The 25652-nt window shown below is 71.4% G+C and carries 26 protein-coding genes; 15 read left to right on the top strand and 11 right to left on the bottom strand.

What is annotated here, in order from left to right; translation table 11 throughout:
• Positions 1 to 27 precede the first annotated feature (27 nt).
• On the top strand, positions 28 to 2136 hold the full coding sequence (locus tag JG616_RS07395; protein WP_199392167.1) for an Ig-like domain-containing protein: 2109 nt from the start codon (positions 28 to 30) through the stop codon (positions 2134 to 2136).
• On the opposite strand, the gene plsB is transcribed toward JG616_RS07395, so the two are convergent.
• The 4 genes from plsB to JG616_RS07375 form a co-directional block, all read right to left on the bottom strand.
• Positions 2107 to 4773 (bottom strand): glycerol-3-phosphate 1-O-acyltransferase PlsB, encoded by a 2667-nt coding sequence (gene plsB, locus JG616_RS07390; protein ID WP_235973049.1) that lies wholly within the window; start codon positions 4771 to 4773, stop codon positions 2107 to 2109. The two genes, JG616_RS07395 and plsB, sit on opposite strands and share 30 nt — an antisense overlap.
• 68 nt (positions 4774 to 4841) lie before the next feature.
• Positions 4842 to 5780, bottom strand: a complete 939-nt coding sequence (locus JG616_RS07385) for a hypothetical protein (RefSeq protein WP_199392165.1) — start codon at positions 5778 to 5780, stop codon at positions 4842 to 4844.
• A 74-nt stretch (positions 5781 to 5854) separates the two neighbouring features.
• The gene (locus tag JG616_RS07380; RefSeq protein ID WP_199392164.1) at positions 5855 to 6532 is read right to left on the bottom strand and encodes a hypothetical protein; all 678 of its coding nucleotides are present in this window, start codon (positions 6530 to 6532) and stop codon (positions 5855 to 5857) included.
• Between the two features lie 39 nt (positions 6533 to 6571).
• Entirely contained in the window at positions 6572 to 6889 is a 318-nt protein-coding gene (locus JG616_RS07375) for a hypothetical protein (protein WP_199362549.1), read from the bottom strand.
• Positions 6890 to 7058: 169 nt separating this feature from the next.
• Here JG616_RS07375 and sctU point away from each other — a divergent pair, with 169 nt between their 5' ends.
• Complete coding sequence (sctU, locus tag JG616_RS07370; RefSeq protein ID WP_199362548.1) at positions 7059 to 8117, top strand: type III secretion system export apparatus subunit SctU; 1059 nt, start codon at positions 7059 to 7061, stop codon at positions 8115 to 8117.
• Here sctU and sctT read toward each other — a convergent pair whose 3' ends face one another.
• From sctT to JG616_RS13790, 6 genes are read right to left on the bottom strand one after another with little or no spacing between them, the layout of a single operon-like run.
• Positions 8118 to 8897, bottom strand: a complete 780-nt coding sequence (sctT, locus tag JG616_RS07365; RefSeq protein WP_199362547.1) for a type III secretion system export apparatus subunit SctT — start codon at positions 8895 to 8897, stop codon at positions 8118 to 8120.
• Positions 8898 to 8900: 3 nt separating this feature from the next.
• Positions 8901 to 9170, bottom strand: coding sequence for a type III secretion system export apparatus subunit SctS (sctS, locus tag JG616_RS07360; RefSeq protein WP_199362546.1), 270 nt, complete (start codon positions 9168 to 9170; stop codon positions 8901 to 8903).
• A gap of 1 nt (position 9171) precedes the next feature.
• Positions 9172 to 10272 carry an EscR/YscR/HrcR family type III secretion system export apparatus protein gene (locus JG616_RS13755; protein ID WP_305067992.1) on the bottom strand — a complete coding sequence of 367 codons (1101 nt, stop codon included), beginning with the start codon at positions 10270 to 10272 and terminating at the stop codon, positions 9172 to 9174.
• Between the two features lie 3 nt (positions 10273 to 10275).
• Positions 10276 to 11409: a type III secretion system cytoplasmic ring protein SctQ gene (gene sctQ / locus JG616_RS07345; RefSeq protein WP_199392163.1), complete on the bottom strand. Its 1134-nt coding sequence runs from the start codon at positions 11407 to 11409 to the stop codon at positions 10276 to 10278.
• A complete protein-coding gene (locus JG616_RS07340; protein ID WP_199392162.1) occupies positions 11402 to 12007 on the bottom strand; it encodes a response regulator in 606 nt (201 codons plus the stop codon). Before JG616_RS07340 ends, sctQ begins: the two co-directional genes overlap by 8 nt.
• A 3-nt stretch (positions 12008 to 12010) precedes the next feature.
• Entirely contained in the window at positions 12011 to 13111 is a 1101-nt protein-coding gene (locus tag JG616_RS13790; RefSeq protein ID WP_199362543.1) for an ATP-binding protein, read from the bottom strand.
• A gap of 93 nt (positions 13112 to 13204) precedes the next feature.
• Here JG616_RS13790 and JG616_RS07330 point away from each other — a divergent pair, with 93 nt between their 5' ends.
• From JG616_RS07330 to JG616_RS07270, 13 genes are all read left to right on the top strand, one after another.
• Complete coding sequence (locus JG616_RS07330) at positions 13205 to 13594, top strand: flagellar biosynthetic protein FliO (protein ID WP_199362542.1); 390 nt, start codon at positions 13205 to 13207, stop codon at positions 13592 to 13594.
• 258 nt (positions 13595 to 13852) lie between these two features.
• Positions 13853 to 15892 carry a type III secretion system export apparatus subunit SctV gene (gene sctV, locus JG616_RS07325; RefSeq protein WP_199362541.1) on the top strand — a complete coding sequence of 680 codons (2040 nt, stop codon included), beginning with the start codon at positions 13853 to 13855 and terminating at the stop codon, positions 15890 to 15892.
• 58 nt (positions 15893 to 15950) lie between these two features.
• Positions 15951 to 17141, top strand: coding sequence for an FHA domain-containing protein (locus tag JG616_RS07320; RefSeq protein ID WP_199392161.1), 1191 nt, complete (start codon positions 15951 to 15953; stop codon positions 17139 to 17141).
• A 68-nt stretch (positions 17142 to 17209) separates the two neighbouring features.
• On the top strand, positions 17210 to 17542 hold the full coding sequence (locus JG616_RS07315; protein WP_199362539.1) for a hypothetical protein: 333 nt from the start codon (positions 17210 to 17212) through the stop codon (positions 17540 to 17542).
• Between the two features lie 21 nt (positions 17543 to 17563).
• The gene (locus tag JG616_RS07310) at positions 17564 to 17995 is read left to right on the top strand and encodes an EscI/YscI/HrpB family type III secretion system inner rod protein (RefSeq protein ID WP_199362538.1); all 432 of its coding nucleotides are present in this window, start codon (positions 17564 to 17566) and stop codon (positions 17993 to 17995) included.
• A 16-nt stretch (positions 17996 to 18011) separates the two neighbouring features.
• Positions 18012 to 18782, top strand: a complete 771-nt coding sequence (locus JG616_RS07305) for a hypothetical protein (protein ID WP_199362537.1) — start codon at positions 18012 to 18014, stop codon at positions 18780 to 18782.
• Between the two features lie 3 nt (positions 18783 to 18785).
• Complete coding sequence (locus JG616_RS07300; RefSeq protein ID WP_199392160.1) at positions 18786 to 19418, top strand: hypothetical protein; 633 nt, start codon at positions 18786 to 18788, stop codon at positions 19416 to 19418.
• 19 nt (positions 19419 to 19437) lie between these two features.
• Positions 19438 to 20124 carry a FliH/SctL family protein gene (locus JG616_RS07295; protein ID WP_199392159.1) on the top strand — a complete coding sequence of 229 codons (687 nt, stop codon included), beginning with the start codon at positions 19438 to 19440 and terminating at the stop codon, positions 20122 to 20124.
• Positions 20121 to 21476 carry a FliI/YscN family ATPase gene (locus JG616_RS07290; RefSeq protein ID WP_199362534.1) on the top strand — a complete coding sequence of 452 codons (1356 nt, stop codon included), beginning with the start codon at positions 20121 to 20123 and terminating at the stop codon, positions 21474 to 21476. The genes JG616_RS07295 and JG616_RS07290 overlap by 4 nt, the downstream gene beginning before the upstream one ends.
• A complete protein-coding gene (locus JG616_RS07285; protein WP_199362533.1) occupies positions 21473 to 21955 on the top strand; it encodes a hypothetical protein in 483 nt (160 codons plus the stop codon). Before JG616_RS07290 ends, JG616_RS07285 begins: the two co-directional genes overlap by 4 nt.
• A 14-nt stretch (positions 21956 to 21969) precedes the next feature.
• Positions 21970 to 22647, top strand: a complete 678-nt coding sequence (locus tag JG616_RS07280) for a hypothetical protein (protein WP_199392158.1) — start codon at positions 21970 to 21972, stop codon at positions 22645 to 22647.
• A gap of 137 nt (positions 22648 to 22784) precedes the next feature.
• Positions 22785 to 24446: a LysM peptidoglycan-binding domain-containing protein gene (locus tag JG616_RS07275; RefSeq protein WP_199392157.1), complete on the top strand. Its 1662-nt coding sequence runs from the start codon at positions 22785 to 22787 to the stop codon at positions 24444 to 24446.
• A gap of 170 nt (positions 24447 to 24616) precedes the next feature.
• The gene (locus tag JG616_RS07270; RefSeq protein ID WP_199392156.1) at positions 24617 to 25030 is read left to right on the top strand and encodes a hypothetical protein; all 414 of its coding nucleotides are present in this window, start codon (positions 24617 to 24619) and stop codon (positions 25028 to 25030) included.
• On the opposite strand, the gene JG616_RS07265 is transcribed toward JG616_RS07270, so the two are convergent.
• Complete coding sequence (locus tag JG616_RS07265; protein WP_199392155.1) at positions 25000 to 25575, bottom strand: GNAT family protein; 576 nt, start codon at positions 25573 to 25575, stop codon at positions 25000 to 25002. The two genes, JG616_RS07270 and JG616_RS07265, sit on opposite strands and share 31 nt — an antisense overlap.
• Between the last annotated feature and the right edge of the window lie 77 nt (positions 25576 to 25652).

Genomic DNA, 25652 nt, shown 5'->3' with positions numbered 1-25652 from the left:
TGCGGCGCATGTCCGGGAGCCGTCGCCATGGGTGTTCGCCTCAGCCTTGCCATTTGCATCCTGGGCCTGTGCGGCCCCGCACCAGCCCTGGCCGCGGACCATGGGGCGATTGCCGACCCGGCCAGGGCCGTGCGGGACCGTCCGGTCGCGATCGACGTCCTGGCCAACGACCCGGGCGTCAGCGCGCGCACGGTCATGTGGATCGCGACCCGGCCCGCCCATGGCACGGCGACCGTGCAGGGCCGGGAGATCGTCTACACGCCCACGGCGGGATTCGTCGGCCGCGACACGCTGCGCTACCTGGTCAAGACCGGCCGCCGCGTGGGCCTGGCGACGGTGACGGTGGACGTGGCTCCGGCCCAGCTGACGCTGGCCGGCAGGGTCACGGAAGGAGGAGCGGATGCGCAGGTGTCCGCGGTCTCCGGGCGGCTCCGGTTCATGGCGCAGGCGAATGCAGCCGGTGACTACGTGCTGCCCATGGCGGGCTATGACGACGACATGGTCAGGTTGCAGAGCCGCCGCGGGCAGGTCGCGCTGGCCAGTATCGTCGGGTCGTTCGGGCGCCTGCGCGGGGAGTCCGGGGCCGACGCCATCCTGTCGCGCGACGAGAACGCGCAGGTGCAGGTGACGCGCCTGGCCACGTCGCTCGCCTACCTCCTGCAGCTGGCCGGAAACGGGGCGCCGATCCTCGGGGAACAGCAGCTCGACGATGCACGTGCGGCGATCGACAGTGACGTGCTGCTGCAGATGGCCGCCGCGATCGACCTCGTTGCCGGCCATGGATACCCGCTGCCTCCAGGCATCGCCGACACGCTCGAACTGATCAGCGACACCGACGCCTACCGGCAGTTCGTCGCCGACGTCGCGGCCTCCGATCCGCAAGCGCTCCAGGAGGCGGTTGCGCAAATCCTGGCTGATCCAGAGGTCCTTCCGCCGACGGGGCGCGACGCGTTCGTCGGCGACTGGACCATGATTTTGTCCAGCGCCTCCGGAACGATCCGGGTCGGCGTGGTCTACGCCGAGCGGGTGTCGCTGCACGACGATGGTGGCGGGCAGTACGCTGATACAACGGCCGCGCCGCTGACCGCCGTCGACTGGACGTTCGTGGACGGAGAAGCCCGCGCCACGCTGCTGCCGCCACGCCGCGAGGAATACGAACTGTTCCGGGACGGAACCTTCGTGCGCCTCATCCACCTGATCGATCGCGTCGACCTTGTCCGGCTGGTGGACGGGGGCAGCGGCCGGCACGTCGTCGGGGCCCGCTACCACCAGCGCGAGATCCTTGCGGATCCGCCCTATACCGAGCGGAGCTATGTCACGAACGCGACGAGGCAGGCCCATGCGCCCGGGTTCCCGGGCCTGCCATTTCCTGCTTCTGAGTTCCCGGGCGCGCATGCCCTGCCCATCCACCGGCCGGAAATCTTCGGTGCTGGCGTAGCCGAAAGCTCTCTGACCGCAGCGAACTTCGGCATACACACCTTCTCCGCGGATGGAACCGGCACGGTCGACGACGGCCAGGCGTTCAACTGGTCGCTGGGAGCTGACGGCCGCCTCTCGCTGGGCTATTCCGATGGCGAAACCGTCGACATGACGCGGCTTCACGTCGACGGCCTGAAAGGCGTCGGGATCCTTGCCGAATACCTGCTGCCCGGGGGGCGCAGCAAGGTCGCCTACAGCCTCGCCTCGGCGCGCGACGGCAGCCTTTCGTTCACTCCGGGGGTCCTGACCGGGCCATGGCGGTCGGGGTTCGACGTCAGCCAGACCGCGTACGACTTCGCGCCGTTCTACGGCTTCTACCTGGTGCTCGACGCCATTGGCACGGGCAGCTACGTCAGCATCTCCGAAACCGGCTCCACCACGACCCCGCTGCGCTGGGACATCGTCAACGGCGTGATGGTGGCAAGGCAGTTCTCCGGGACCCAGGTCTCGCGTGAGCGCCGCTGGATCCCGGTGTCGCGGTCGGGTGACCGCATCTACGTCCACGAAGAGCTGTGGGCCGACCCCGACCTGGGCGGCCCCCTTCCCATGCTGCTCCAGAGCCAGCGAGCGAACTTCTACGATTCCGAGGCGCCGCCGGCAGCCGTGCGCCAGCCCCTGGTCCCGCGCTCAGCCCCGGGTGGCGTCCGCGGGCGCTGAAGCGGGGCGCGCCGCCTCCGGACTGATCTTCTCGATCGTATGCCGCAGCTCGCGGCCCAGGATGATCTTGGCGTCGCGCGCGAAGCCGGCCAGGCGCTCGTCGAAGGCCAGCTTGCTGTTCTGGTCCAGCTTCACCAGGCCCATTTCGCGCAGCTTCTGGATGAAGCCGCGGAACAGGGTCTTGTCGAAGAATTCCGGGGCGGCCGGCGCGTACAGCAGCGACAGCCGCTGCGCCGCCAGCTGGCACAGGCCCTCCAGCTCGCCGGCGCCGAGCGTGCCCGAGCCGTTCTTGGCCAGCACCGAGATCGCGATGTAGTAGCGCTCGAAGGCCTGCTGCAGCGGATGCCCGATCGCGCGCAGCCGGAAGACCTCGTCCGACTGCCCGGGGTGGCGCGCCAGGATGCCGCCGTCGTCGCCGCTGACCTGCTCGAGCAGGCCCTCGCGGATGAACAGCTCGATGGTGGCGTCGATCCGCGAGGCGAAGCCGTCCTCGTCCCAGGGCAGGAACAGCTCGCCCTGCAGGAACGGATACATCGCGCGGCCGATCCGCAGCAGGGTGTTGCGCGCCATCCGCCGGTTGTGCAGGAAGCAGCAGGCGATCCACGCCGACGCGGTGAACAGGTGGACCACGTTGTTGCGGAAGTACGACAGCAGCACCGCGGTGTCGCCGTCGACGCGCAGCACGTCGCCCAGCGGATGCACCACGCGGTGCAGCACGCCGATCTCCTCGCCGTGGGCGATGATCTGCGCCGGCGAATGCGGGGTCACGGTGACCAGCGCGCTGTAGGGCACTTCGGCCAGCAGCTTCTTCGACAGCACGATCTGCGCAACCAGGTCGGCCTCGCCCATCGCATGCTTGGGCGTGGACAGCAGGGCCAGCGCGATCAGGTTGATCGGGTTGACGTCGGCGGCGCTGTTGACCCGCTCCTGGATCCGCTGCGCGGTGGCGTCGACGGTGGTCGACAGCCAGGCGGGCTTGTCCTCGTCCGACAGCGGCCGGCCGTCCCAGTCGCTGGCGTGCTCGGCGAGCATGTCGGCCAGCGCGATCGGCTCGCCGAAGTTCACCACCACCTGGCCGTAGTTCTGCCGCAGCACCTTGGGGATGCCCCACAGCAGCGTCCAGATCGACTCCTTCTCCTTGGGCTTGCCGGAGAGCTCGTCGAGGTAGCTGTTGCCCTCCATCAGCTTCTCGTAGCCGATGTACACCGGCTGGAACAGCACCGGGCGCGTCGGCTGGCGCAGGAAGCCGCGCACCGTCATCGCGACCATCCCGCCCTTGGGCTGCAGCAGGCGGCCGGTGCGCGAGCGCCCGCCTTCGATGAAGTATTCGATCGAATAGCCGCCGGCGACCAGCTGCGCCACGTACTCGGTGAACACCGCCGAATACAGCGCGTTGCCGCGGAAGCTGCGGCGGATGAAGAACGCGCCGCCCTTGCGCAGGATGGTGCCGATCACCGGCAGGTTGAGGTTGATGCCGGCGGCGATGTGCGGCGGCACGATGCCGCGCGTGTACAGCAGGTAGCTCAGCAGCAGGTAGTCCATGTGGCTGCGGTGGCAGGGCACGTAGACGATTTCGTTGCCGGGCGCGACCGCCTTGAGCTGGTCGAGGTGGTGCACCAGCACGCCGCGGAAGATCCGGTTCCAGACCGTGGTCAGCAGGAAGCTGGCCGAGCGCACCACCGGATGCGCGTAGTCGGCGGCGATCTCGTAGGCGTAGCCGTGGGCCTTCTTCCAGGCCTCGGCCTGGCCCTTGGCGGGGTCGCCGCCCTCGCGCCGGGCCTGGTCGGCGATGGCCTCGCGCACCGGCCCGGACGACAGCACCTTGTCCACCAGCAGGCGGCGGGTCGACAGGTCGGGGCCGATGACCGCGGCGCGGATGCGGTTGAAGTGGGTGCGCAGCAGGCGCGAGAGCTTGCGCACCTCGCGCTCGGGCTCCAGGCCTTCGGCGACGATGGCACGCACCGCCACCGGCGGCGCGAAGCGCACCAGGGTGTCGCGGCCGTTGAGCATGATGGCCAACAGGCGCCGGAACCGCCCCACCAGGGCCCAGTTCTCCGAGAACAGCACCGAGAACCAGCCGCTGTTCTTGTCCGGCGCGCGGCCGACGAAGATCGACACCGGCACCAGCTGCACGTCCAGCAGCGGATCGCTGCGGTGGGCCTGGAGCAGCTTGGCCAGCGAATCGGAGTGGCTCTTCTTCTTCTCCGGCCGGCGTTGGGTGGCGATCTGGGTGGCCAGCGCCAGCGCGCTGCCGGCGTTGCGGCGCGACAGCGCGACATAGGCGCGCCGGCGGCCGAGCGGGTCATTGGCCAGCGGCACCAGGGGCGACGGCAGGCCGGCCTCGCGGCAGGCGCGGTCGAGGATCAGCGCGTTGGACAGGCCGTAGTCCTCGAGCACGTAGCAGACCGGGCGCTCGTCGATGTCCTGGCCGGGCGCCTGCGGCTCGATGCTCAGGCCGATCCACGGCGAGAGCAGGCGGCCCACCAGGCGTGCCCACCACGGGGCGGCGTGGCGCGTCGCGCTGCGTCGCGGGCGCGGACCGCCAGCGCCGGGCACCGTGGACTGCAGGTCAGCTGCGGACGCGTTGCCGTCGGCGTGGTCGGCGCCGGGCGCACCCGCGGCGCTGGATTCGAACAGGGAGGGCTGGTTGGGCATCCCCGGCATTATGCCCAACGGGGGGCCCGCGCCCGCGGCGCCGCGCCTGCTCACGGCGCGGCCACGGGTCCCTGGGGCGGCGGCGCGGCGGGTTCGGGGGCGTCCGCCGGCGTGGGCCGCCCGGCGTCGTCCCCGGCGGCTTCGCGGGCATGGCGCAGGTAGTCCGACAGATACCAGCGCCCGTCGATCCGTTCCATGTCCAGTACGGTGTCGACCGGGCTGCCGGCCAGCTCGTAGCGCAGGCGGACGCTGGCGCGGTCTCCCTGCTGGACCTGCAGGGAGGCCTGGGCGCTGTCGAAGGCGGCGTCGAGGTCCAGGCCATAGCCGGCCAGCACCGACCGCGCTTCGAGCGAGAAGGCGCCGATCCGGCGCAGCGAGGCCTCCATGCCGGCGTCCGCGATGCCTTCGGCGGTCGCCGGGCCGGCAGCGCGCGCGGCGGCGGCCAGGCGCGGGATCGCGGCGTGCGCCAGGGCACGGTCGGCGAGCGGCGCCTGCGCCGCCCACTGCGCCGCCGCGGTCACCAGCTGCGCGTAGTGGTCGCGCTCCCCCTCGCTGAAATCGCCCTGGTGCTCGACGTACTGGACACCGAACATGCCGAGCGTCGCGGCGGCGGCGCGGATCTCGCGCGGCGCGCTCGCGAACTGGCGGTCGAAACCGGCCACCAGCGCCGTCGCGGCATCAGGCGCGGCCAGCGCCGACATCACCTCGGGCAGCCGGTCGGCGAACGGCAGCTCGTCCAGCGGCCAGCGCGTGCGACCCTCGCGCCAGGCGCGGTCGACGCGGCCGTGGAGGGCCGGTGGCACGGCATCGCGGGCGAAGGCGGCGAAATCCCCGCTGCGCATGTGCCGGGTCAGCGCCTGCACCGCCAGGGCGGGCCGGCTGAGGTCGGTGTCCGCCTGCGCGTCATCGACCGGGGTCACCGGGCGGCAGGCCGCGAGCAGCCCGGCCAGCGCCATGGCGGCCAGCAGCGACCGCAGGGTTGGTGGCATCGGCATCGCATCCCCTCCCCGGGAGGCAGGGGGCATCTTGGCCACGGGCGCCTGCCCGCGGCAAGCCGACCCGGTCACAGGTCGCGGAGGACCCAGCCGTGGGCGGTGGTGGCCGGCGCATCGGCCGCGGCCGCGGCCACGCGCTCCGGTGACTCGCCGGCGGCCCAGGCCGCGGCGATCGCGGCGAGCCGCTCGCGGGTCGCCCGGGTGTAGGCGCCCTCGAGCTCGTTCTGGGCGTCGGCGGCCAGCTTCTGCGGATAGAGCAGGCGGGCATCCTCGCTGCGGTTGAGCATGGTGATCATCCGCGCCAGGGCCGCCTGGAAGCCTTCGGCGGAGAGCGCGGTCCGCTGCGTGCGCTGCAGGTGCCAGACCACCAGGTATTCCACCGGTCCCAGCATGCGTCGCGGCGTCGCGCCGAAGAAGTGTCCCGACAGCGCGCTCGCGGCCAGCGGCGCCCCGTGGTCGGGCAGGCCGGTCGCGCCCCACGAGCTCAGCGCGCCGCCGGGCAGGTCCATCCGCCGCAGGGCCGTGCCGAAGGTGTCGGCGAGCAGCCGCTGGGCGCGCTCGTCGTCGCTCTCGGCCACCACGCCGACGATGCGCAGGAACAGCGGGTACTGCTCCTCGCCCAGCCGGCGCACCAGCCGCTTGAGTACCGCCAGGCGGTACTCGGGATCGGTGTGCGCGGACAGCGCCGAGACCAGCCGGTCGGCGGCGGTGCGCAGGGCGTCCGGGGTCGGGAGGGGTTCGCTCATGGCCGCGGCATTATCGCGGCTCGACGACGCGGATGGGCGTCAGGCGAAGGCGTCGAGGACCGCGTCGACCGCGCCCTCGGCGGCCTGGGCCAGCGGCAGCGCACCCAGCCGGCCTTCCAGGCCGAGGTCGCCGGCCAGCATGCGGGCACCGGCGGTGTCCCAGGCCGGGGCGGCGAGAACCCGCTCTCCCGCATCGGCCAGCGCCCGGGGCGCGGCCTCCGCCTCGGCCGTCGGCGTGGTGCCCTGGACCTCGTGCGCATCGCCGCCCTGCTGGCGACGCAGGTCGTCGAGCGGCCCGTCGATCCGGTGGAGGCCGGAGGCGAGGCTGAGGTGGGAATCGGGGCCGATGGTGCTCATGCGCTGCGGATGTCAGGGGGATTGCGGGCGATGGAGCGACTGTATCGCCGTGGCCGGGCGCTGCCACCTCGGGCCGACCCTAGTCCGCGCGCTCCGTTCAGCCGCCGGTGGCCATGACCGCCGCGCATGCCCATGCTAGCGTCCCAGCGCCTAGACGCGGAGGGATGCGATGGCGAAGGACCAGGGCGCCGACAAGACCGAGCAGCCGACAGCCAAGAAGCTCCGCGACGCGCGCAAGGACGCCAACGTCAGCAAGAGCAAGGAGCTGACCAGCACCGTGCTGGTGCTCGGCTGGCTGGTCGGCGGCTGGATGCTGCTCGACTTCATGTGGGGACGGCTCAGGCACCTTTTCGACGCCAGCTTCGACAGCATCCACCTGCCCTTCGCCGAGGCCGCACCGGTCCTCGGCCGGCTGGCCTTCGACACCCTGGTCGCGCTGACCGTGCCGCTGCTGCTGCTGGCGCTGTTCCTCGGCGTGGTGGTGGAGTTCCTGCAGGTCGGCCCGGTGGCGAGCATGAAGAAGCTCGTGCCCGACGCCTCCAAGCTCAATCCGGTCGAGGGCGTCAAGAAGATGTTCTCGATGGACAACCTGGTCGAGCTGGTCAAGGCGTTCTTCAAGAGCGTCGCGCTGATCTTCATCGGCGGCGTGGTGCTGTACGGCATGCGCCACAGCCTGATGGCACTGCCGCACGCACCGCCCGAGGCGATGGGCACGGCGATCTGGCACGGGCTGCTCAGGATCGGCATCTGGACCATCGGCGTGTTCTTCTTCGTCTCGGTGCTGGACGCCTGGTACCAGAAATTCTCCTTCCTGAAGCAGATGCGCATGAGCCGCCGCGACATCAAGCAGGAGGTCAAGGAAAACGAGGGCGACCCCTACGTGAAGCAGCGGCGCAAGCAGCTGCACCAGGAGTGGTCGCAGCAGAACATGCTCAATGCCGTCAGGGGATCGAACGTCGTGGTGACCAATCCAACGCACATCGCCGTCGCGCTGCAGTTCGAGGACGGCGTCACCGACCTGCCGGTGGTCGTGGCCAAGGGCGAGGGCGCCGAAGCCGAGGAGATCAAGCGCGTGGCCGAGGAGGCCGGCGTGCCGGTGCTGCAGAACATCCCGCTGGCGCGCGGGCTGCACGAGAAGGTCGAGGTCGACGACTACATCGGCAACGAGTTCTTCGACGCGGTGGCCGAGGTGCTGTTCTGGGCCGAGGGCATCCGCCGCGGCGAGTGATCAGCCCAGCGCCTGGCGCAGCAGGCCGAGCAGGTGGCGGTTGCTGCCCAGGCGCTCGAGCAGGATCTCGACGTAGACGCCCAGCAGGATGAGGATCATCGCCGTGGCCAGCCAGGCCTTGATCGGCAGGGTCAGCGCGAACACGTTGAGCTGCGGCGCGTAGCGGTTCACCAGGCCGAACGACAGGTCGATGATCAGCAGCACCACCATCACCGGCGCCGCCAGCACCAGCACCGTGGTCATCATGTAGTTGAACTGCCCGACGAACAGGTTCATGCCCACCGCGGGCAGGTCGGGGAAGTAGGACGTCACCGGCCACAGCGCATAGCTGGACATCAGGATGTCCATGAACACCAGGAAGGCGCCGCTGGCCATGAACAGCCAGGTCGCCAGCTGCGACAGGAACTCGCCGTGCAGGGTGACCTGGTGGCCCTGGATGGGATCGAAGATCTGCGCCATGGACATGCCGACCTGGGTGTCGATGACGCCGCCCACCGCCGACACCGCCCAGAACACGATGCCGAAGGTGAAGCCGATGGCGACGCCGATGAAGACCTCCTTGAGGATGATCATCGGCCATTCGATCGTGCCCAGGTTGTCCATCGGCGTGCCCGCGATCGCGGCGGGCAGGACCATGATCCCCAGGCTCACCATGAAGCTGTTGCGCACCATCGGCGGCACCGTCTCCTTGGTCATCAGCGGCAGCATCAGGAAGGCGCCGATGACCCGCGGCAGCACCAGCGCCAGCGCCAGCAGGGGATTGCCGAGGAGTTCGAACACCGGTCAGTTCCGGACCACCAGGCCCGGGAAGTCGCGGAAGATGCGCTCGGTATAGCTGTACAGCGAGCCGCCGATCAGCGCCGCGGTGAGGAACAGCATCAGCACGATGGCGACGAACTTGCAGGCGTAGGCGAAGGTCTGCTCCTGCAGCTGGGTGGCGGCCTGCAGGAAGGCGATGACCAGGCCCACCAGCGCTGCGGCGCCGATCGGCGGCCCGGACAGCAGCATGACCAGGTACAGCGCTTCCTTGGTGAGCTCGAGGACCTCGTTCACGTCAGCCGCCCGCGTAGGTCAGCACGAGGCCGTGGACCAGCTTCGCCCAGCCGTCGACCAGCACGAACAGCAGCAGCTTGAACGGCAGCGAGATGGTCGTCGGCGAGAGCATCATCATGCCCAGCGCCAGCAGGATGTTGGCCACCACCAGGTCGATGATCAGGAACGGCAGGAAGATCAGGAAGCCGATCTGGAACGCGGTGGTCAGCTCGCTGACCGTGAACGCGGGGATGACGACGATGAAGTCGTCGACGTCGAGGTCGTCGCGCCGGTCGGCCGGCAGCAGGCGCTGCGCGCTCTTGAGGAAGAAGGCGCGCTCCTGGTCGTTGGAATGGCGGATCAGGAAGCTGCGCAGCGGCTCCTTGCTGGCCTCGAAGATGCCGAGCATGCGTGCGGCGTCCATCGGCGCCCCGGCCGTGGGCGTCGGCGGACGCGGCGCCCCGGTGGCGGTGATCACGATCGGACCGTCGTCGGTTCCGTCAGCGGTGGCAGCGTCGGAGGCGCCGGCAGGTGGATCGACGCCGTTGTCGACGTTGGCGAACTGCGGTGCGCGGACGAAGCCGGTCGCTGTCGCGGGAGCTGCGCCGTCGACAGTGCTCGCGCCCGCGTCGATCGCGTCTTGCCCTGGTGCCGCGCCTGCGCCGCGCGCCGCGGCCTCGGCCTCCGCGCGCAGCGCATCCGCGGCGGCCGGGCTGGCCGGCGGCGGCTCCGCGTCCGTGGGGCCGGCGGCGGGCGCCGGCGCGCCCTCACCGCCCTGTGGTGCCTGCGCACGGCGCGCGGCCATGCGCTCGGCGCGCGCGACGGCGCGCTGCTCGATCTGCGCCTGGATCTCCGCCGGCGGCGGCTGTCCGGCCATGTAGGCGCTCACCGCGGCGTGGGTGTCGAGGATCACCGGCGACATCACATAGGCCGACAGCACGATCGCAAGGCCGTTGATCACCACGTTCGGCGGCACCTGCTGCAGGCCGAGCGCGTTGCGCAGCAGGCTCAGCACCACCACGATCTTGGTGAACGAGGTCACCATCACCGCCACGAACGGCGCCAGCGCGATGGCGACGACGGTGACGAGGACGACCGCCGGCGAGAAGGTGGTGAAGTCCATGCCTCAGCTCCAGGACAGCAGGCGCACGCCCAGCGTCTCGCCCACGGCCACCAGCTCGCCGCGGCCGGCGATGCGGCCGTTTGCGCGGATGGTGACGCTCGCCCCTTCGAGCGGCGTGGCAAGCGGGAAGACATAGCCCGGCTGCAGGTCGGCGAGTTCGCCGATGCTCATCTCGGTGCGGCCGAGCTCGAATTCCACCTGGACCGGCAGGCTGCGGGCCGGATCGGATGCTGGCGCGGCACTTGCCTCGGACGGCGTGCCGTCGTGGTCCTGCTGGGTCATCGGGGAATCCTCGTGGTAGGTGGGTGCGGGTGTGGACGGGCCGCCGACGGTCCAGCCACCGGGGGCGGGCGCGAGCGGCCAGTCGCGGCCGCCGGCGCGCGCCACGCAGGCAGGTGGCTGCGATCGGTGGCCGGCGACGATCACGTCGCCCTGGCGCAGCGCGCGCCAGTCGCGCATCGCCAGGGTGACCGGGAACAGCACGTGCACCGTGGACTGCAGCGCACGCCAGCGGCCGGCGCCCGGGGCCGGGTCGTCCTCGTGGGCTGGTTCGGCACGCGCCGCGATCCCGGGCAGCCAGGCCAGCGGCAGGCGCAGGCGCGCGATCACGTGCGGTGGCGGCTGGTCGGCCTCGTCGTCGTCGACCGGCGGCGGATCGTCGATGCGCACTTCGAGCCAGAACGTCGCGGCATCCTGCGCGGGGTCCTCGCCGGCATCGCCCTCCAGCGACGGCAGCAGGGACATGCCCAGCCATTCGCTCAGGCGACGCAGCGTGGTCTCGTGGGCCAGGCTCCAGGCGAGCACGCGCGAGCGTCCGGCATGGTCGCTCCAGCGCAGGCGCGCGGCGTCGTGGCCGGCGGTCGCGGGCCCGTCCACCTGCAGCCGCAGCCGCGCGCCTTCGGCATCGATCGCGAACGCCGCCGGGGGCGCCGTGCCGCTCCGTGCGCGGACCGCGGCGCCATCGCCCAGCAGCCACCAGCGTGGCGCGGAGAAGAAGCCGCGCAGGGCCTCGCAGCCCGCCACATCGATCCCGCGCAGCAGGCCACGCAGCGCGCGCACCGGCGGCGCATCGGCAGGCGGCGTGGCCGCGGGCCGCGGGCGTCGTGGCCGGGCCGCGCGCGCGCCGCGCTCAGCCATGGCCAAGCGCCACCTTCATCAGCTCCGGAAGGGAGCGCACGCCCAGCTTGCTCATCATGTTGGCCCTGTGCAGTTCGACGGTCTTGATGCTGATGCCGAGGATGTCGGCGATGATCTTGTTCGGCTTGCTCGCGACCACCAGGTCGAGTACCTGGCGCTCGCGCGGACTCAGCTTCGCCAGCAGCTCGTTGGCCATGCCGCCGCCGGCGCCGCGGTTGCGCGAATGCGCCAGCGCGGTGCGCAGCGCGTCGACCAGCGCCTGCTCGGAGAAGGGCTTCTCGAGGAAGTTCGACGCGCCCTTGCGCATCGCCTCCACCGCCAGCGGTACGTCGCCGTGCGCGGTGACGAACACGATCGGCAGCTGGATGCCGCGCCGGCCCAGCTCGTCCTGCAGCTGCAGGCCACTCATCTCCGGCATGCGGATGTCCGACACCAGGCATTCGCTGGCATCGCCATGGCGGTGGCCGGCATAGGCCTCCAGGAAGGCCGCCCCGGACGCGAAGCTCTCGACCTCGAAGCCGCTGGTTTCGAGCAGCCACGCGGTCGAGTCGCGGAATCCATCGTTGTCGTCGACCAGGTAGACGCGGATCTCCGGCATGCCCTATCCCCTCCCGTCCGCCGTGGGCAGGGTGAAGCCGAACACGCTTCCGCCCCCCTCGCGCGGCTCGAAGAACAGCCGACCCTCGTGGTATTCGATGATCGAGCGGCAGATCGCCAGGCCGATGCCGAGGCCGTCGCTCTTGGTGGTGAAGAAAGGCGAGAACAGCTGCCGCCCCTGCTCTTCGCTCAGGCCCTCGCCGCGGTCGCAGACACGCACCTCGACTTCGCCGTCCAGGTTCACCCGGCCTTCGATGCGCAGCCCGCGCTGCGCCGCCGGCACCTCGCGCATGGCCTCGATCGCGTTCTTCACCAGGTTGAGCAGCACCTGCTCCACCATCACCCGGTCGGCATGGACCCGCGGCAGGTCGGCGGCCAGCGCGAGTTCGATCCGCAGCTGCAGGCGCTCGGCCTCCAGCCGCAGCAGCTCGACCACGGTGCCGGTGATCTGCGCCATGTCGTGGGCGTCGCGCCGCGGCTCGCGGGCGCGCACGAACTCGCGCACCCGCGAGATCACCGCGGCGGCGTGCTCGGCCTGGGTGCGCGCGGCCAGCAGCGCGCGCTCCACCTGCACCGGCCCGCCCGCCTGGTCGACCAGGCGCAGGCTGCCGTTGAGGTAGTTGACGATCGCCGCCAGCGGCTGGTTCAGCTCGTGTGCCAGGGTCGCCGCCATCTCGCCCACCGACATCAGGCGCGAGGTGAAGAGCAGCTTCTCCTGGCGGCTCTTGTGCGAGTCGAGCGCTTCGATGCGTGCGCTGATGTCGACCGCGGTCAGCATGTCGAGCCCCGCGCCGGCCACTTCGGCGCTGCCCCAGTGCAGGGCGTACCAGCGGTTGCTGTGCGGCGCATTGACCTCCAGCGGCGCAGCGGAGCCGTCACCGGCCTCGGCGTCGACCGCGCTCAGCGAGGCCAGCAGGCGGGCGCGGTCGTCGTGTCCCTCCAGGCCGCCGAACGCGTCGCGGTAGCTGCCGTTTGCCGCCACCAGCGTCCCGTCCGTGCGTGCGAACGCGGCGCAGGGGAAGGGGATCGCCTCGAGCATCGCCGCCACCAGGCCGTCATCGGCAGCGGTCGGCACGCGGCGCGCCGTGCCCCTGGCAGGGGTCACGCAGCGGGCTCCGGCGGGCGACGTCCGCGCAGACGGCTGCGGTAGGCTGCGCGCGCGCCCTCCGCGCGATCCCCGAGGCCGGAACGTCCCCACATGTCGAAGCGAATCCTGACTGCCATCACCGCCATCCTGTCCCTCGCAAGTGGCACTGCCATGTCGGCCGAAGCCGTCTCCGAAGCCCCCGCGACGTCATCGGTCGCCGGGGAGCTGCTGGCGATCCTGCTGCCCCTGGCGTTCATCATCGCCGGGCTGCTGGTCGTCCTGCGCCTGGTGCGGCGGCGCTACAAGCTGACCGGCGCCGATGCGCCGCTGTCGATCCTGCAGATCCTGCCGCTGGGGCCGCGTGAACGCCTCGTGTTGGTGAAGTCGCGCTCGGGGCGCGTATTCACCATTGGCGTCGGTGCCCAGAGCGTCAATTTCATCACCGACCTCGACGCTGCCGACCTCGTCTCCTCGGGTAAACCCGAGGTCGCGGTCGAATAAGCGCGAACGCCGTCACGTTTATCTGTTACCGCAAAATTTCCCTGCCGTTACAGGCGCTTGCCTCCACTGATCGATCACGAGCCAGCGCACGAAGGATAAAAATTTCCCGCGATTGCCCTTACAGCGAGACTATCGTAATTTGCCACAAAGTGACGCATGGGGTCAGCGATCGATGCGGCAGGCGAATGACATTGCAGGGCACGCGGAAAGGACCGGCCACGCCGTCCTTCCGGCGCGCCGCGTGGCAGCGACGAACGCATGCGCGCGCTGATCGAAAACCTCTTCGCGGCGCCGGCCAACCGCAAGCGCGCAGGGCTGGGCTACAGCGACATCGTGCTGGCCATCGCCGCGGTGCTGATCATCAGCGTGATGATCCTGCCGCTGCCGCTGGTGGTGATCGACGCGCTGGTCGCGGTCAACATCTCGATCGGCTTCGGCCTGCTGCTGCTGGCGATCTACATTCCATCGCCCGTGGCGTTCTCCAGCTTCCCGAGCGTGCTGCTGCTGACCACGCTGTTCCGACTCGCGCTGTCGATCGCGATCACGCGCTCGATCCTGCTCGATGCCGAAGGGGGCCACATCGTCGAGACCTTCGGCAACCTGGTCGCCGGCGGCAACCTGGTGGTCGGCCTGGTGGTCTTCATGATCATCACCGTGGTGCAGTTCATCGTCATCGCGAAAGGTGCGGAGCGCGTGGCCGAGGTGTCGGCGCGCTTCACCCTGGACGCGATGCCCGGCAAGCAGCTGTCGATCGACTCCGACCTGCGCTCGGGCCTGATCGACAAGGACGAAGCCAAGCGCAAGCGCCGCCACCTCGAAACCGAAAGCCAGCTGCACGGCGCGCTCGACGGCGCGATGAAGTTCGTCAAGGGCGACGCCATCGCCGGCATCGTCATCATCATCATCAACCTGCTTGGTGGCCTGGCGATCGGCGTCCTGCAGCGCGACATGGCGCTGGCCGACGCCACCCGCACCTACAGCATCCTGACCATCGGCGATGGCCTGGTCTCGCAGATCCCGGCCATCCTCGCCACCATCGCCGCGGGCCTGGTGGTCACGCGGACCACCAGCGAGGTCGACGACAAGCATCTCGGCGCGGCCATCGGCCGCCAGGTCAGCGGCCAGCCGCGGGTGATGCTGATCACCGGCCTGCTCGCGCTGCTGATGACCCTGGTGCCCGGGTTCCCTAAGCTGGTGTTCCTGGCGCTCGGCCTCACCCTGCTGGGCATGAGTGCCTGGCGCTACCGCCATGGCTTCCAGATGCTGCGCCGCGCGTTCCGCGTTCCCGAGGGCGAGCTGGCCGAGTCGGAGATCGCCGAGCAGGTGGACGACCTCGCCCCGCCGGCGCCGCTGCAGCTCGACCTGTCGCCGTCGCTGGCGCCGATGCAGGACGCGCTGCTGGCGCGCGTGTCGGCGGTCGCCCAGGGCATGCGCGACGAATTCGGTGTGCCGGTGCCGGCGCCAAAGCTGCGCCTGGTCGAGGGGCTTGGCGAGGGCGGATATCGCCTGAGCGCGTTCGGCGCGCGACTGGCGTCCGGCCAGCTGCGGACCGACGCGGCATTCCGCCGTGCTCCGGTCGTGGCGGGTGACAACCGGCAGGCCGGTTTCTTCCCTGCGCTGTCGGGAGAGTGGGTGGCCAGCGGCTCGCCGGATGCGCTGGCCCCCGAGGACCTGCTCGACGTGCATGCGCGCGCCGCACTGCAGCGCCGGCTCGGCGGCTTCATCGGCATCCAGGAAACCGCGAACCTGTTCGCGCGCATGCAGCGCGACTATCCCGACCTGGTGAAGGAGATGCTGCGCGTGGTCGCGCCCCAGCGCGTGGCCGACGTGCTGCGCCGGCTGGCCGAGGAAGGCGTGCCGATCCGCAACCTGCGCGACGTGTTCGAGGCGATCACCGACGTCGGCGGGCGCGAGAAGGACGTCGTGCTGCTGACCGAGTACGTGCGCGTGGCGCTGAAGCGCGAGATCGCCGAACGCCACGCGGACGCCGAACGCACGCTGCACGTGCTGCTGATCCATCCGGAGCTGGAAGACAAGCTGCGCCAATCGGTGCGCGTGGCGGGCGGTGCCAGCCAGCTGGCGATCTCGCCGGAGCTGGCCGCGCGGCTCGGTGGCGAGGTGCGCGCCCACCTTGCGCGGCAGGCGGCGGGCGTGCGCCCGGTGCTGCTGTGTTCGCTCGATGTGCGCCGGCACCTGCGCAAGCTGATGGAAGTCGATTTCTTCGAGCTGCCGGTGCTGTCGTACCAGGAGCTCGCGCCCGACCTGCGCATCGTGCAGGCCGGGCAGGTGAACGCCTGAACAGGTGATTCACCAGAGGGTAACGAGGCAGTCGCAGGATTCGTTCAACGGAGGTGGCATGGGCAAGGACCGACAGGACGGGGAGGCACGGATCGATCGCGGCGTCGTGCTGCGCGTCGTATCGGGCCTGCATTCCGGCGCCGAGCGCGAGCTGGCCGGCGGCGAGATGATCCTGATCGGCAGCGGCGAGGACTGCGACATGGTGCTGGCCGATGCCGGCGTCGCCTCGCACCACGCGCTGCTGAGCTTCCTCGACGGCCGCTTTTCGCTGCGCGCGCTGGACGCGCCGCTGCACGTCGGCACCGCGATGATCCATCCGGGCGACCCGGTCGAACTCGACCGCGTGCAGCGCGTTGGCATCGGCGAGGCCGCGATCGCCTTCGGCGCCGCCGACGATGCCGGCTGGGAGCGCCATGTGCCCGGCGGGCTGGGCCCGCGGCCCGCGCCCGAGCGCACGGCGCGTCCTTTCACCCGACGCCTGCCGGCGATTGCCGCGGTGGCCGTGCTGTCGCTGGCGGCGCTGGGGCTCTTCGCGGTGCTGATGCCGCAGACCGCGGAGACGCCCGACGGACGCGAGCAGCTGCAGCGCCTGGTGCCCGAGTACGGCATCGACGACGGGCAGGCGTCGCTGGATCCGCAGGGCCGGCTGGTGCTGACCGGTACGGTCATCGACACCGCCACCCGCGAGCGCATCGCGCGGCGCATCGCCGACGAGCAGATCGATGCGCGCCTCGAACTGCGCACCGGCGACGACATCGCCGGCGACGTCGCCGAGATCCTGCGCGGCCAGGGGATCACGGCGCGCACGCGCTACCTGGGCAATGGCGATGTCGAAGTCACCGGCGCCTTCGAGGACGAGGCCGCGCTGCGCGCCGCGTCCTTCTCGCGGGCGATGCGCGAGGTCAAGGGCGTGGTGCGCGTGATCCCGGTCGACGTGTCGCGCTCGGCCGTCGCGCGGCGCCAGGCGCCGGCGGCGCCGCCCAAGCCGGTGCGCATCCGGGTCGCCTCGATCGTGCGCGGCGACAACCCTCACGTGGTGTCCGGAAAGGGCGACCGCTACGAGGTCGGCGCCGAGCTGCCGGGCATCGGCACCCTGGTGTCGATCACCGAGGGTGCGGCGCACGCGCTGCGGCCCGACGGCAGCCTCGAGCGCCTGAAGCCCGAGCCGGCGCCGGCGGCCGGCGAAGAGCAGGCGGAACCGCAGGATTTCTCGAACGTACGCAGCGACGTGATGCCGCTGCGGATGTAGTACGCGCCGCGCCGAGGGGCGCGGCACCTGGCAGGACCACTGAAGACAAGCAAGGGAAGGAGAGGACCATGACCAATATCGCAGCGGGAACCCCTGGCATCGGCCAGATGATCGCGGGCGCGGCGGCCACCGGCGGCGCCGGCGGCATCCGTGGCGGCTCGTCGGCCGGCGACCGTGGCAGCTGGTACGAGGCCATGTCGCGGGCCTGGGGCCAGACCCTGGATTCGCAGGCGGCGGTGATCACCGACATGTCGGCCAACATCGGTGCCGGCGACGACCAGCCCTCGTCGATGGTGCAGCTGACCGCGGCCAGCCTGAAGATGCAGTTCATGTCCAACAACGCCTCGACCTCGCAGAACAGCGTGGGCCAGGCGCTGGAGACGCTGGGCAAGCGCGGCTAAGCGCCGCAACAGGAGATCGACATGATCGAAGCCATCCAGGTGGCGGCCATGGACCCGGCGATGGCCGGCCAGGCCGGCCCGCAGGGGACAGGGGGGCTGTCGCACGCCACGCCCTACGACGTCCGTGATTTCGCCGCGGCGCTCGAGCGCAGCGGCGGGACCACGGGCCCGCAGCAGGTGGGCGGCACGCCGCAGGTCGCCGACATCTCGCCGGCACAGCCCTCCGAGGGCACGCGGGCGCTGATCGAGGCCATCAACAATCTCAACACCGGCGCCGACAACATCAACGCGCTGTCGCGGAGCATGAGCGGCAATATCGCCGAGCTCACGCCCGGGCAGATGATGGAGATGACGATGAAGTGCCATCAGTTCCTGTTCCAGGCGGAGCTGACGTCGAACGTTGCCAACCGGACTTCGGACGGCATCCAGCAACTGTTCCGGCAGCAGTCCTGACCGCGGGGGTCCGTCCATGAAGTTCCTCCCGTGGTCGCGGACGCCGCGCGCGCTGCTCCTGGCGCTCGTGGCGGCCGCGCTGCTCGCCGCATGCGGCGGCAAGCCGCTCTACAGCCAGCTCGACGAGGTCCAGGCCAACCAGGTGATGGGTGCACTCATCGCCGCCGGCGTGGACGCGGACAAGAACCCGTCGCCGTCGAAGACGGGCTGGGAAATCCGCGTGGCGACGTCCGACTTCCCCTATGCCATGCAGGTGCTGGCCGCCCAGGGACTGCCGCGCGCCCAGTTCGCCAACGGCTGCGACGTGTTCAAGAAGGAAGGCTTCGCGTCCTCGTCCACCGAGGAGCGCGGGCGCGAACAGTGCGCGCTGCAGCAGGAACTCGCCGACACGCTGACCCGGTTCCCCGGGGTGGTGGATGCGCGCGTGCACGTGACCCTGGCCGAGCGTGATCCGCTTGGCGGGACCAGCCAGGATTCCTCGGTCGCGGTGGCGATCTTCGAGGCGCCGGGCACGAGCATGCGCGACCGCGAAACCGACATCAAACTGCTGATGAAGGATTCGGTGAAGGGCCTGGTCGACCTGAACAAGGTCACGGTCAAGTTCGCGGAGGCGCCGGCCATGCCGGCACGCAGGCCGCAGGGCCCGGCGCTGTCGGCGATCAGCCCGGTGGCGCTGGCGATCGCGGCCGGCGTGGTGATCCTGCTGGGACTGCTGGTGGCATTCCGCGGCCGGCTGCGCAATGGCGCGCAGGACAAGCAGGCGCCCGGCCAGGTCTGGAACGGCTGAGGCATGTCGCTGCGGGCGCTGCTGGCGGATGTCGATGCGGGATGGCTGGAGGATGCCGGCGTCCCGCTCGATCCCGCACTGGCCGCACGGGCCCGCGACAGTGCGCTGGGCCGGCGGCTGCTGGCCTCCTGGCTGGCCAATGGCCCGGCCGTGGCGCTGCTGGCACCGGACCCGTCGCGCGATCCCGACGCTGTCCGCAGCCGCTGGCGGCGTCCGCGCATCGACGCGCTGTGCCGCGACCTCGGCATCCTTGCGCATGCGCCGCCAATCCGCGCAGAAGTGCGCCGCGAGCCGGTCCGCCGGCTGAAGGCGGCGCTCGGCAACAGCTACCTGCTGGCCCTCGACCAGTCGGTCTGGGATGGCAGGCTCGCGCCGGACGGGCTGCAGCAGGCCGGCGCCAGCTTCAGGGCCGCGCTGGATGCGGCCATGTCCGGCGATGACCCCACGCCCCTGTACGCGGCCTTCGACCAGCAGGGCCGCGCGGAACTGCAGGCGTGGGCGGGCCGCCGGGACCCGGCGCTGGCCGACTGGTGCCGGCTGCTCTACCCGCCCGACGCGACCGCCGGGGCCACCGCGCGCCTGCCGGAGAAGCCGGTGCTCAGGGTCTACACGCACCATGAAACACGCGCGGCATGAGCGCGCCGACGGATCCTCGATGAACGCGGAAGCAGACAGCAGCCCCTCCAGCGCCCGGCCCGTAGCGGCTCCGTCGGGAGGCGTGGCGGTGTTCGAGCAGCGGCGCTTTTCGCGCTCGCTCGGCGCCAGCGTGGTCCCGGCGATGGCCTGGGCGAAGCTGGGCGAACTTGATGCCCTGCTCGAACGCGTCAATGGCCTGTACGACGAGGCGGTGGCCGACATCGCCCGCGCGCGGGAGCAGGGCCATGCACAGGGCTTCGCCGAAGGCATCGCCGCGGCCGAGCTGCAGATGACCGAACAGCTCGCGGCCCTGAACGAGCGCCGTGCCCGCGTGCTGGGCGAGGCCTCGGGTCGCATCACCGAACTCGCCTGTGCGATCGTCGACCGCATCGCCCCCGGCTTCGATGCGCGCACCGTGGTCCCGCCGCTGGTCATGCAGGCGGTGGAGGCCGCGCAGGCCGAGCAGTTCCTGCTGATCCGCGTCCACCCGAGCGTCCGCGACAGCGTCAGCGCGGGCCTCGGCGCCGTGCGCCAGGCCCACCCCGCGGTCGGGGTGATCGAGCTGGTCGACGATCCAAGCCTCGAGCCGACCAGCTGCGTCGTGGTGTCGGAGGCGGGCGAAGTCCGCGCCGGCGTCGCGCAGCAGATCGAGGCGATCCGCACCGCCCTTGCGGGCAGCGCCGGCCACGCGGGGCGCCAGGCATGAAGGCCACGGCCCCTGCAGCGTTCAGCGAGGCGGCGGGCAGCCCGGATCCGCTGCTGCACGCGCTTGCGCGGGTGCAGTCGATCGAGCGCGTCGGCCGCGTCGCCGAAGCCTATGGCACCCTGATCCGCGCCACCGGCCTCAAGGCCGCGATCGGCGAGCTCTGCGAGCTGCGCAATCCGCGCGGCGAGGGCGACCCGAGCTTCCGCCTCGCCGCCGAGGTGGTGGGCGTGTCGAAGCAGCTCACGCTGCTGACCCCGCTGGGCGCGCTCGACGGCGTCTCCGCGACCACCGAGGTCTATGCCAGCGGCCGCCAGGCCGCGGTGCGCGTCGGACCCGGGCTGCTGGGCCGCATCCTCGATGCCCATGGCGAACCCATCGACGATCTCGGCCCGGTCGGACCGACGGTCGACGCGCCGATCTATGCCGCCTCGCCCAACCCGCTGGCGCGCAACCTGATCGAACGTCCCTTCTCCACCGGGGTACGCGCGATCGACACCACGATGACCGCGGGCGAAGGCCAGCGCATCGGCATCTTCGCCGTCGCTGGCGGCGGCAAGAGCACCCTGCTGGGGATGCTGGCGCGTGGCGGCGACGCCGACGTCAACGTGATCGTGCTGGTCGGCGAGCGCGGGCGCGAGGTCAACGAATTCATCCACGACAACCTGGGCCCCGAAGGTCTGGCGCGGTCGGTGATCGTGGTCGCCACCTCGGACCGCCCGGCGCTCGAACGCAGCCGCGCCGCCTGGGTCGGTACCGCGATCGCCGAGCACTTCCGCGACCAGGGCAGGCGCGTGCTGCTGCTGGTCGACTCGGTCACCCGCTTCGCCCGCGCGCTGCGCGACGTCGGCCTCGCGGTTGGCGAGCCGCCGGCGCGACGCGGCTTCCCGCCGTCGGTGTTCAGCGCCCTGCCGCGCCTGTTCGAACGCGCCGGCAACAACGACAAGGGTTCGATCACCGCCTTCTACACCGTGCTGGCCGAGGACGAGGACGGCGGCGACCCGATCGTCGAAGAGGTGCGCTCGATCCTCGACGGCCACATCGTGCTGTCGCGCAAGCTCGCCGCCGCCTACCACTACCCGGCGATCGACGTGCTGGTCAGCCTCAGCCGCACCATGCCGCGCGTCGTCGACCACCCGCACGTGCGCGCAGCCGGGCAGCTGCGCAAGCTGCTCGCCAAGTACCAGGACATCGAGCTCCTGATCCAGCTCGGCGAATACAAGCGCGGGACCGACCCCGATGCCGACGCCGCGATCGAGAAGATCGGCGCCATCCGCCGGCTGCTGCAGCAGTCCGCGCAGGAACTGGTGCCGTTCGAGCAGTCGGCCGCGGCGCTGAAGGCGCTGTTTCCGTGAAGCGCTATCCGCTGCACACGCTGGTCCGGCTCCGCGAGCACCGCACCGAGGCCGCGCGCCAGCGCGTGCTGGAACGCCAGCGCGAAGCCCAGGACTGCCGCGACGCCTGCCTGAAGGTCGAGGGCGAGATCATCGCCCTGGACTTCGAGCAGAAGCAGCAGCGCGCGCGCCTGCTCGACCCGCCGCCGCCGGGCGTGCCCTGGCCCAACGCGCTCAGCCAGCGCGAGGCGCACATCGGGCTGCTGGGCGAGCAGGCCGATGCGGCACGCCAGCGGCTGTTCAAGGCGCAGGAAACCCTGCGTGCCGCCGAGGCCGCCGTCGCCGAGGCGCGCGCGGAGTTCTTCCGGGCCAAGGCGCGGCTGGACGCACTGCAGAAGCGGCGCGAGGTCTGGAACGGCGAACAGTCCATGCTCGAGGCACGCCAGGAAGAAGGCGCGGCCGAAGACCTGCTCCAGGCGCGGCATCTCGCCGCGCGCTGACGAGGGAGACCACGATGTCCATCGAACGCACGCAGTCATCGGCCTCCGAGGCCGCCCGCGCCCGCGAAGGCACCGCCGAAACGCGCGAGCGCGCACCAGCGGGCCGCGAACAGGCCGACCGCTTCCGCGATGCGCTGGATGGCGCGCGGCAGGGCGTGCAGTCGCAGCCCCAGCAGGCCCAGGCCACCGCCGGCGAGGGGGCGACCGAGGAGCCCGGCCAGCAGCAGACGGTGACCCGCGATGCCGTGCACGCCGCGCGCGACGGGGACCGTGGCGGCGGCCATGGCCAGGACGGAAGCGACGGCGAGGCGAAACTGCTCGATCCCGCCCTGCTCTGGCAGGCGCAGCATGCGCTGCGCGGCGGCGGCGAAGCCACGCCGGCCATGCCCGCTCCGACGGGGGCCAGCCATGCGGTCGCCGAGCTGATCGAACGCCACGTGCGCAGGCTGGCGGCGGGCGGCAGCGCCACCGGGGCCGACGGCGACGGGCGGGTGCTGCTGCGCATGTCCGACGCCACCCTGCCCGGCACGGACCTGCTGCTGAGCCGCGAGGGTAACGGCTGGGTGCTGCGTGCCGACGTGCGTTCGCGCGACAGCTACGACGCGATCCGCGACGCCGCGCCCGGCCTGACCCGGCGCTTCGCCGAGCGCAACCTGGGCGAGCTGCGGGTGGAGCCGCACTTCCACGGCTGAGGTCGCTGGCGGCGGGAGTCGAGCGCCGCCGCATCGGGTCGTCCCCACTTAGGGTCCGACCTAGCTGGTGACCGGCGGCGCGCCCGCCTGTAATGGCCCCGTACGCGGCGTGTGCCGCATGGCAGCGGGGCATCCCCATGGTCGGTCAGGTCAACAGCAACGGCGGCGCGCAGGTCCAGAACCTCGCCGGCGACAACCTCAGCCCGTCGGGCTTCGACTACAACCGGATCCAGGGCCTGCAGGCGAGCCCCCATGTCACGCCTGCGTTCATCGCCAAGGTCGAGGCCATGGCCGAGCGGCTCGGTACGCAGCCGGAATACCTGCTGGCGGTCATGAGCTTCGAGAGCGGCTTCAGCCCGAGCATCCGCAACCAGGCCGGCAGCGGTGCGACCGGCCTGATCCAGTTCATGCCGGGCACCGCGAGCGAACTGGGCACCACTACCGACGCGCTGGCCCGCATGAGCGCGGTCGACCAGCTCGACTACGTCGAGCGCTACTTCAACAACCGGTCCGATCCGGGTGAACTGGGCACGCTGGAAGGCGTCTACACCACGGTCCTGTACGGCAGTCCGCGGCCGGATCCGGGCTCCACGCTGTTCAGCCAGGGCACCGCGGCCTACCGGATGAACGCGCCACTCGACCTCAATCGCGACGGGCGAATCACCGCCGGCGAGGCGACCTCCTTCGTGCGCGACCGGATCGATGGCGACGCGCCGCCGCCACGCCCGGCGCCTGCGCCGGGCCCCGGCGGCAATGACGCCCCGGGTCCGGCGCCGGCACCGGACCCCGCCGGTTCGGTCACGGTGCGCAGCGGCGACACGCTCTCCGGGATCGCGGCACGCAACAACGTGTCGGTTTCCGACCTGCTCTCGGCCAATCCGCAGATCCGCAATCCGGACCTGATCTACCCCGGGCAGACCGTCCACCTGCCTGGCGGTGGCGGTGGCGGTGGTGGCGCCGAGGTCACCGTGCGCAGCGGGGATACGCTCTCCGGCATCGCCGCCCGCAACGGCGTCACCCTGGGCGCGCTGCTGTCGGCCAACCCGGGCATCGGCAACCCCGACCTGATCCATCCGGGGCAGGTGGTGAGGCTCCCGGGCGGCGCCGCGGCCACGCATGACGTGACCGTGCGCAGCGGCGACACCCTGTCGGGGATCGCGGCGCGCAACGACGTGTCGCTGCCGGCGCTGATCGCGGCCAACCCGCAGATCCGCAATCCTGACCTGGTCTACCCCGGACAGGTGGTGCATGTGCCCGGCGGTGGCAGCGCGCCATCGCCATCTCCGGGACCCGCGCCCGCACCTTCGCCCGCGCCGTCCCCGGCTCCGTCGGATGCGCCGACCTATGCGCCCTATACCGTCTACAGCACGGGGCACCAGCCGGCGATCGCGGTCTCGCATCCCGACCAGATGCAGCCGCACCACGATTACCAGACCCAGGTGCGCGAGGGGCAGCGGCTGGAGGTGCGTGACATCGTGCTGCACCGCCCCGGCCAGTCGCAGACCAACCAGGCGATTCCCTCGCCCGTCGCCGGGACCGTGGTATCCGCGGGTCCGATGGGCAATGCCGGCAACGCGGTGATCCTGCGCGGCGAGCAGGGCGAGCTGGTTTACATCTTCCACATGTCGAGCATCGACGTGCGACCGGGGCAGCGCGTGGGCTATGGCCATGACCTCGGCAACCAGGGCTCCACCGGCAACTCCACCGGTCCGCACGTGCATATCGAAGCCCCGACTGCGACCATCGACCGATGGGTCCACGACCTCCTCGACGGCCGCTTCGACGGTCGCCGCCAGTAGCGCGGCGGCGCGGGGCGTGGCTGGCGGCGCTGTGCGCCGCCGGCGTCGGGCTGGTCGGCTGCGACCGCGCCCCGGGCCATGCGGGCTCCGCCACGTCCGCCGATGGGCAGCGGCTGCCAGCGTCGGCGGCGATCGGCGCGACAGTGGACAGCAGCGCGCGACGCCGGTTCGTGGCCAGGGCGGAGACTTCAGGGGCCACCCTTCCGGATGACATCCTCCGCGGACTTTCGACCGACGCGCGCGTGCTCGACTGCGGAGGCGGTGTGGTCGCGGGGCGCTCCGCCTTCGAAGGAACCTGGGTCGTCGGGCACCCTGTGGATCTTGACGCCGACGGGCGCGACGACTGGCTGGTCGAAGGTCGTCATCGCTGCCTGACCGGCACCGATGGTGCGGACTGGTGGGTGTACTCGGGTGACACCGGGTCCGCGCGGCTGGTGGCAGCGGCGGGCCGTGCCCAGGCGGTCGAAATGCTGCCGGAGCGCCATGGCGGCTTCCGTGACCTGCAGCTGCAGGCGAAACAGGGCGATCTGACCCTGCGCTATGCCGCCGGCGCCTATACGTCCGTGGACCCTGCCGCGGACTGACCGCGCCGACGCACGCCGCGCCAGTCCTCCCGCCGCAGGCGCATCCGCAGGGCGGGCCGGCCGAACTGGCAGGTGGTCCCGTCAGGCTGGAAGCCGAGGCGCGCCAGGAGCGGCGGCACCGAGCGGTTGGCCGGGTCGCACAGGCCGACCAGCCGCGGCAGGCCGAGCGTGTCGAAGGCATGTCTGCACAGCGCCTCGCCGCCCTCGAGCGCATAGCCGCGGCCCCAGGCGCGCGGCAGCAGGCGGGTGCCGATCTCGGTCTCGGCGGGATTGAATTCCGCCATCAGCGAGAAGAAGCCGAGGAAGCCGCGTGCGTCATCGGCGCGCCAGACGCCGAGGCCGGGGCGTTCGCGATGCACGCGCGCGGAGGTCTCGACGAGCGCCGCCGCGGAGGCGATGTCGTCCACCGGCGCGTCCAGCAGGGCACGCGCCACGCGCGCGTCGCGCCCGAGGTGCTGCAGGTCGAAGACATCGGAAGGCCGCAGCCGGCGCAGCGTCATGCGCCGGGTCCTGAGGAACACGTCGACGTCGGGGCCGTTCGCCATGGCCGGAGTATGCCGCGCGGGGCGCGGCGCAGCCCCCGGGGCGACCCTAGATGGGGTACGCACCAGCTAGGAACCGC

It is taken from the genome of Luteimonas sp. MC1895 (assembly GCF_016457215.1).
GTDB lineage: Bacteria > Pseudomonadota > Gammaproteobacteria > Xanthomonadales > Xanthomonadaceae > Luteimonas.
The sequence above is the reverse complement of the archived record's forward strand: the minus strand, read 5'-3'. Positions and strand labels throughout refer to the sequence as shown.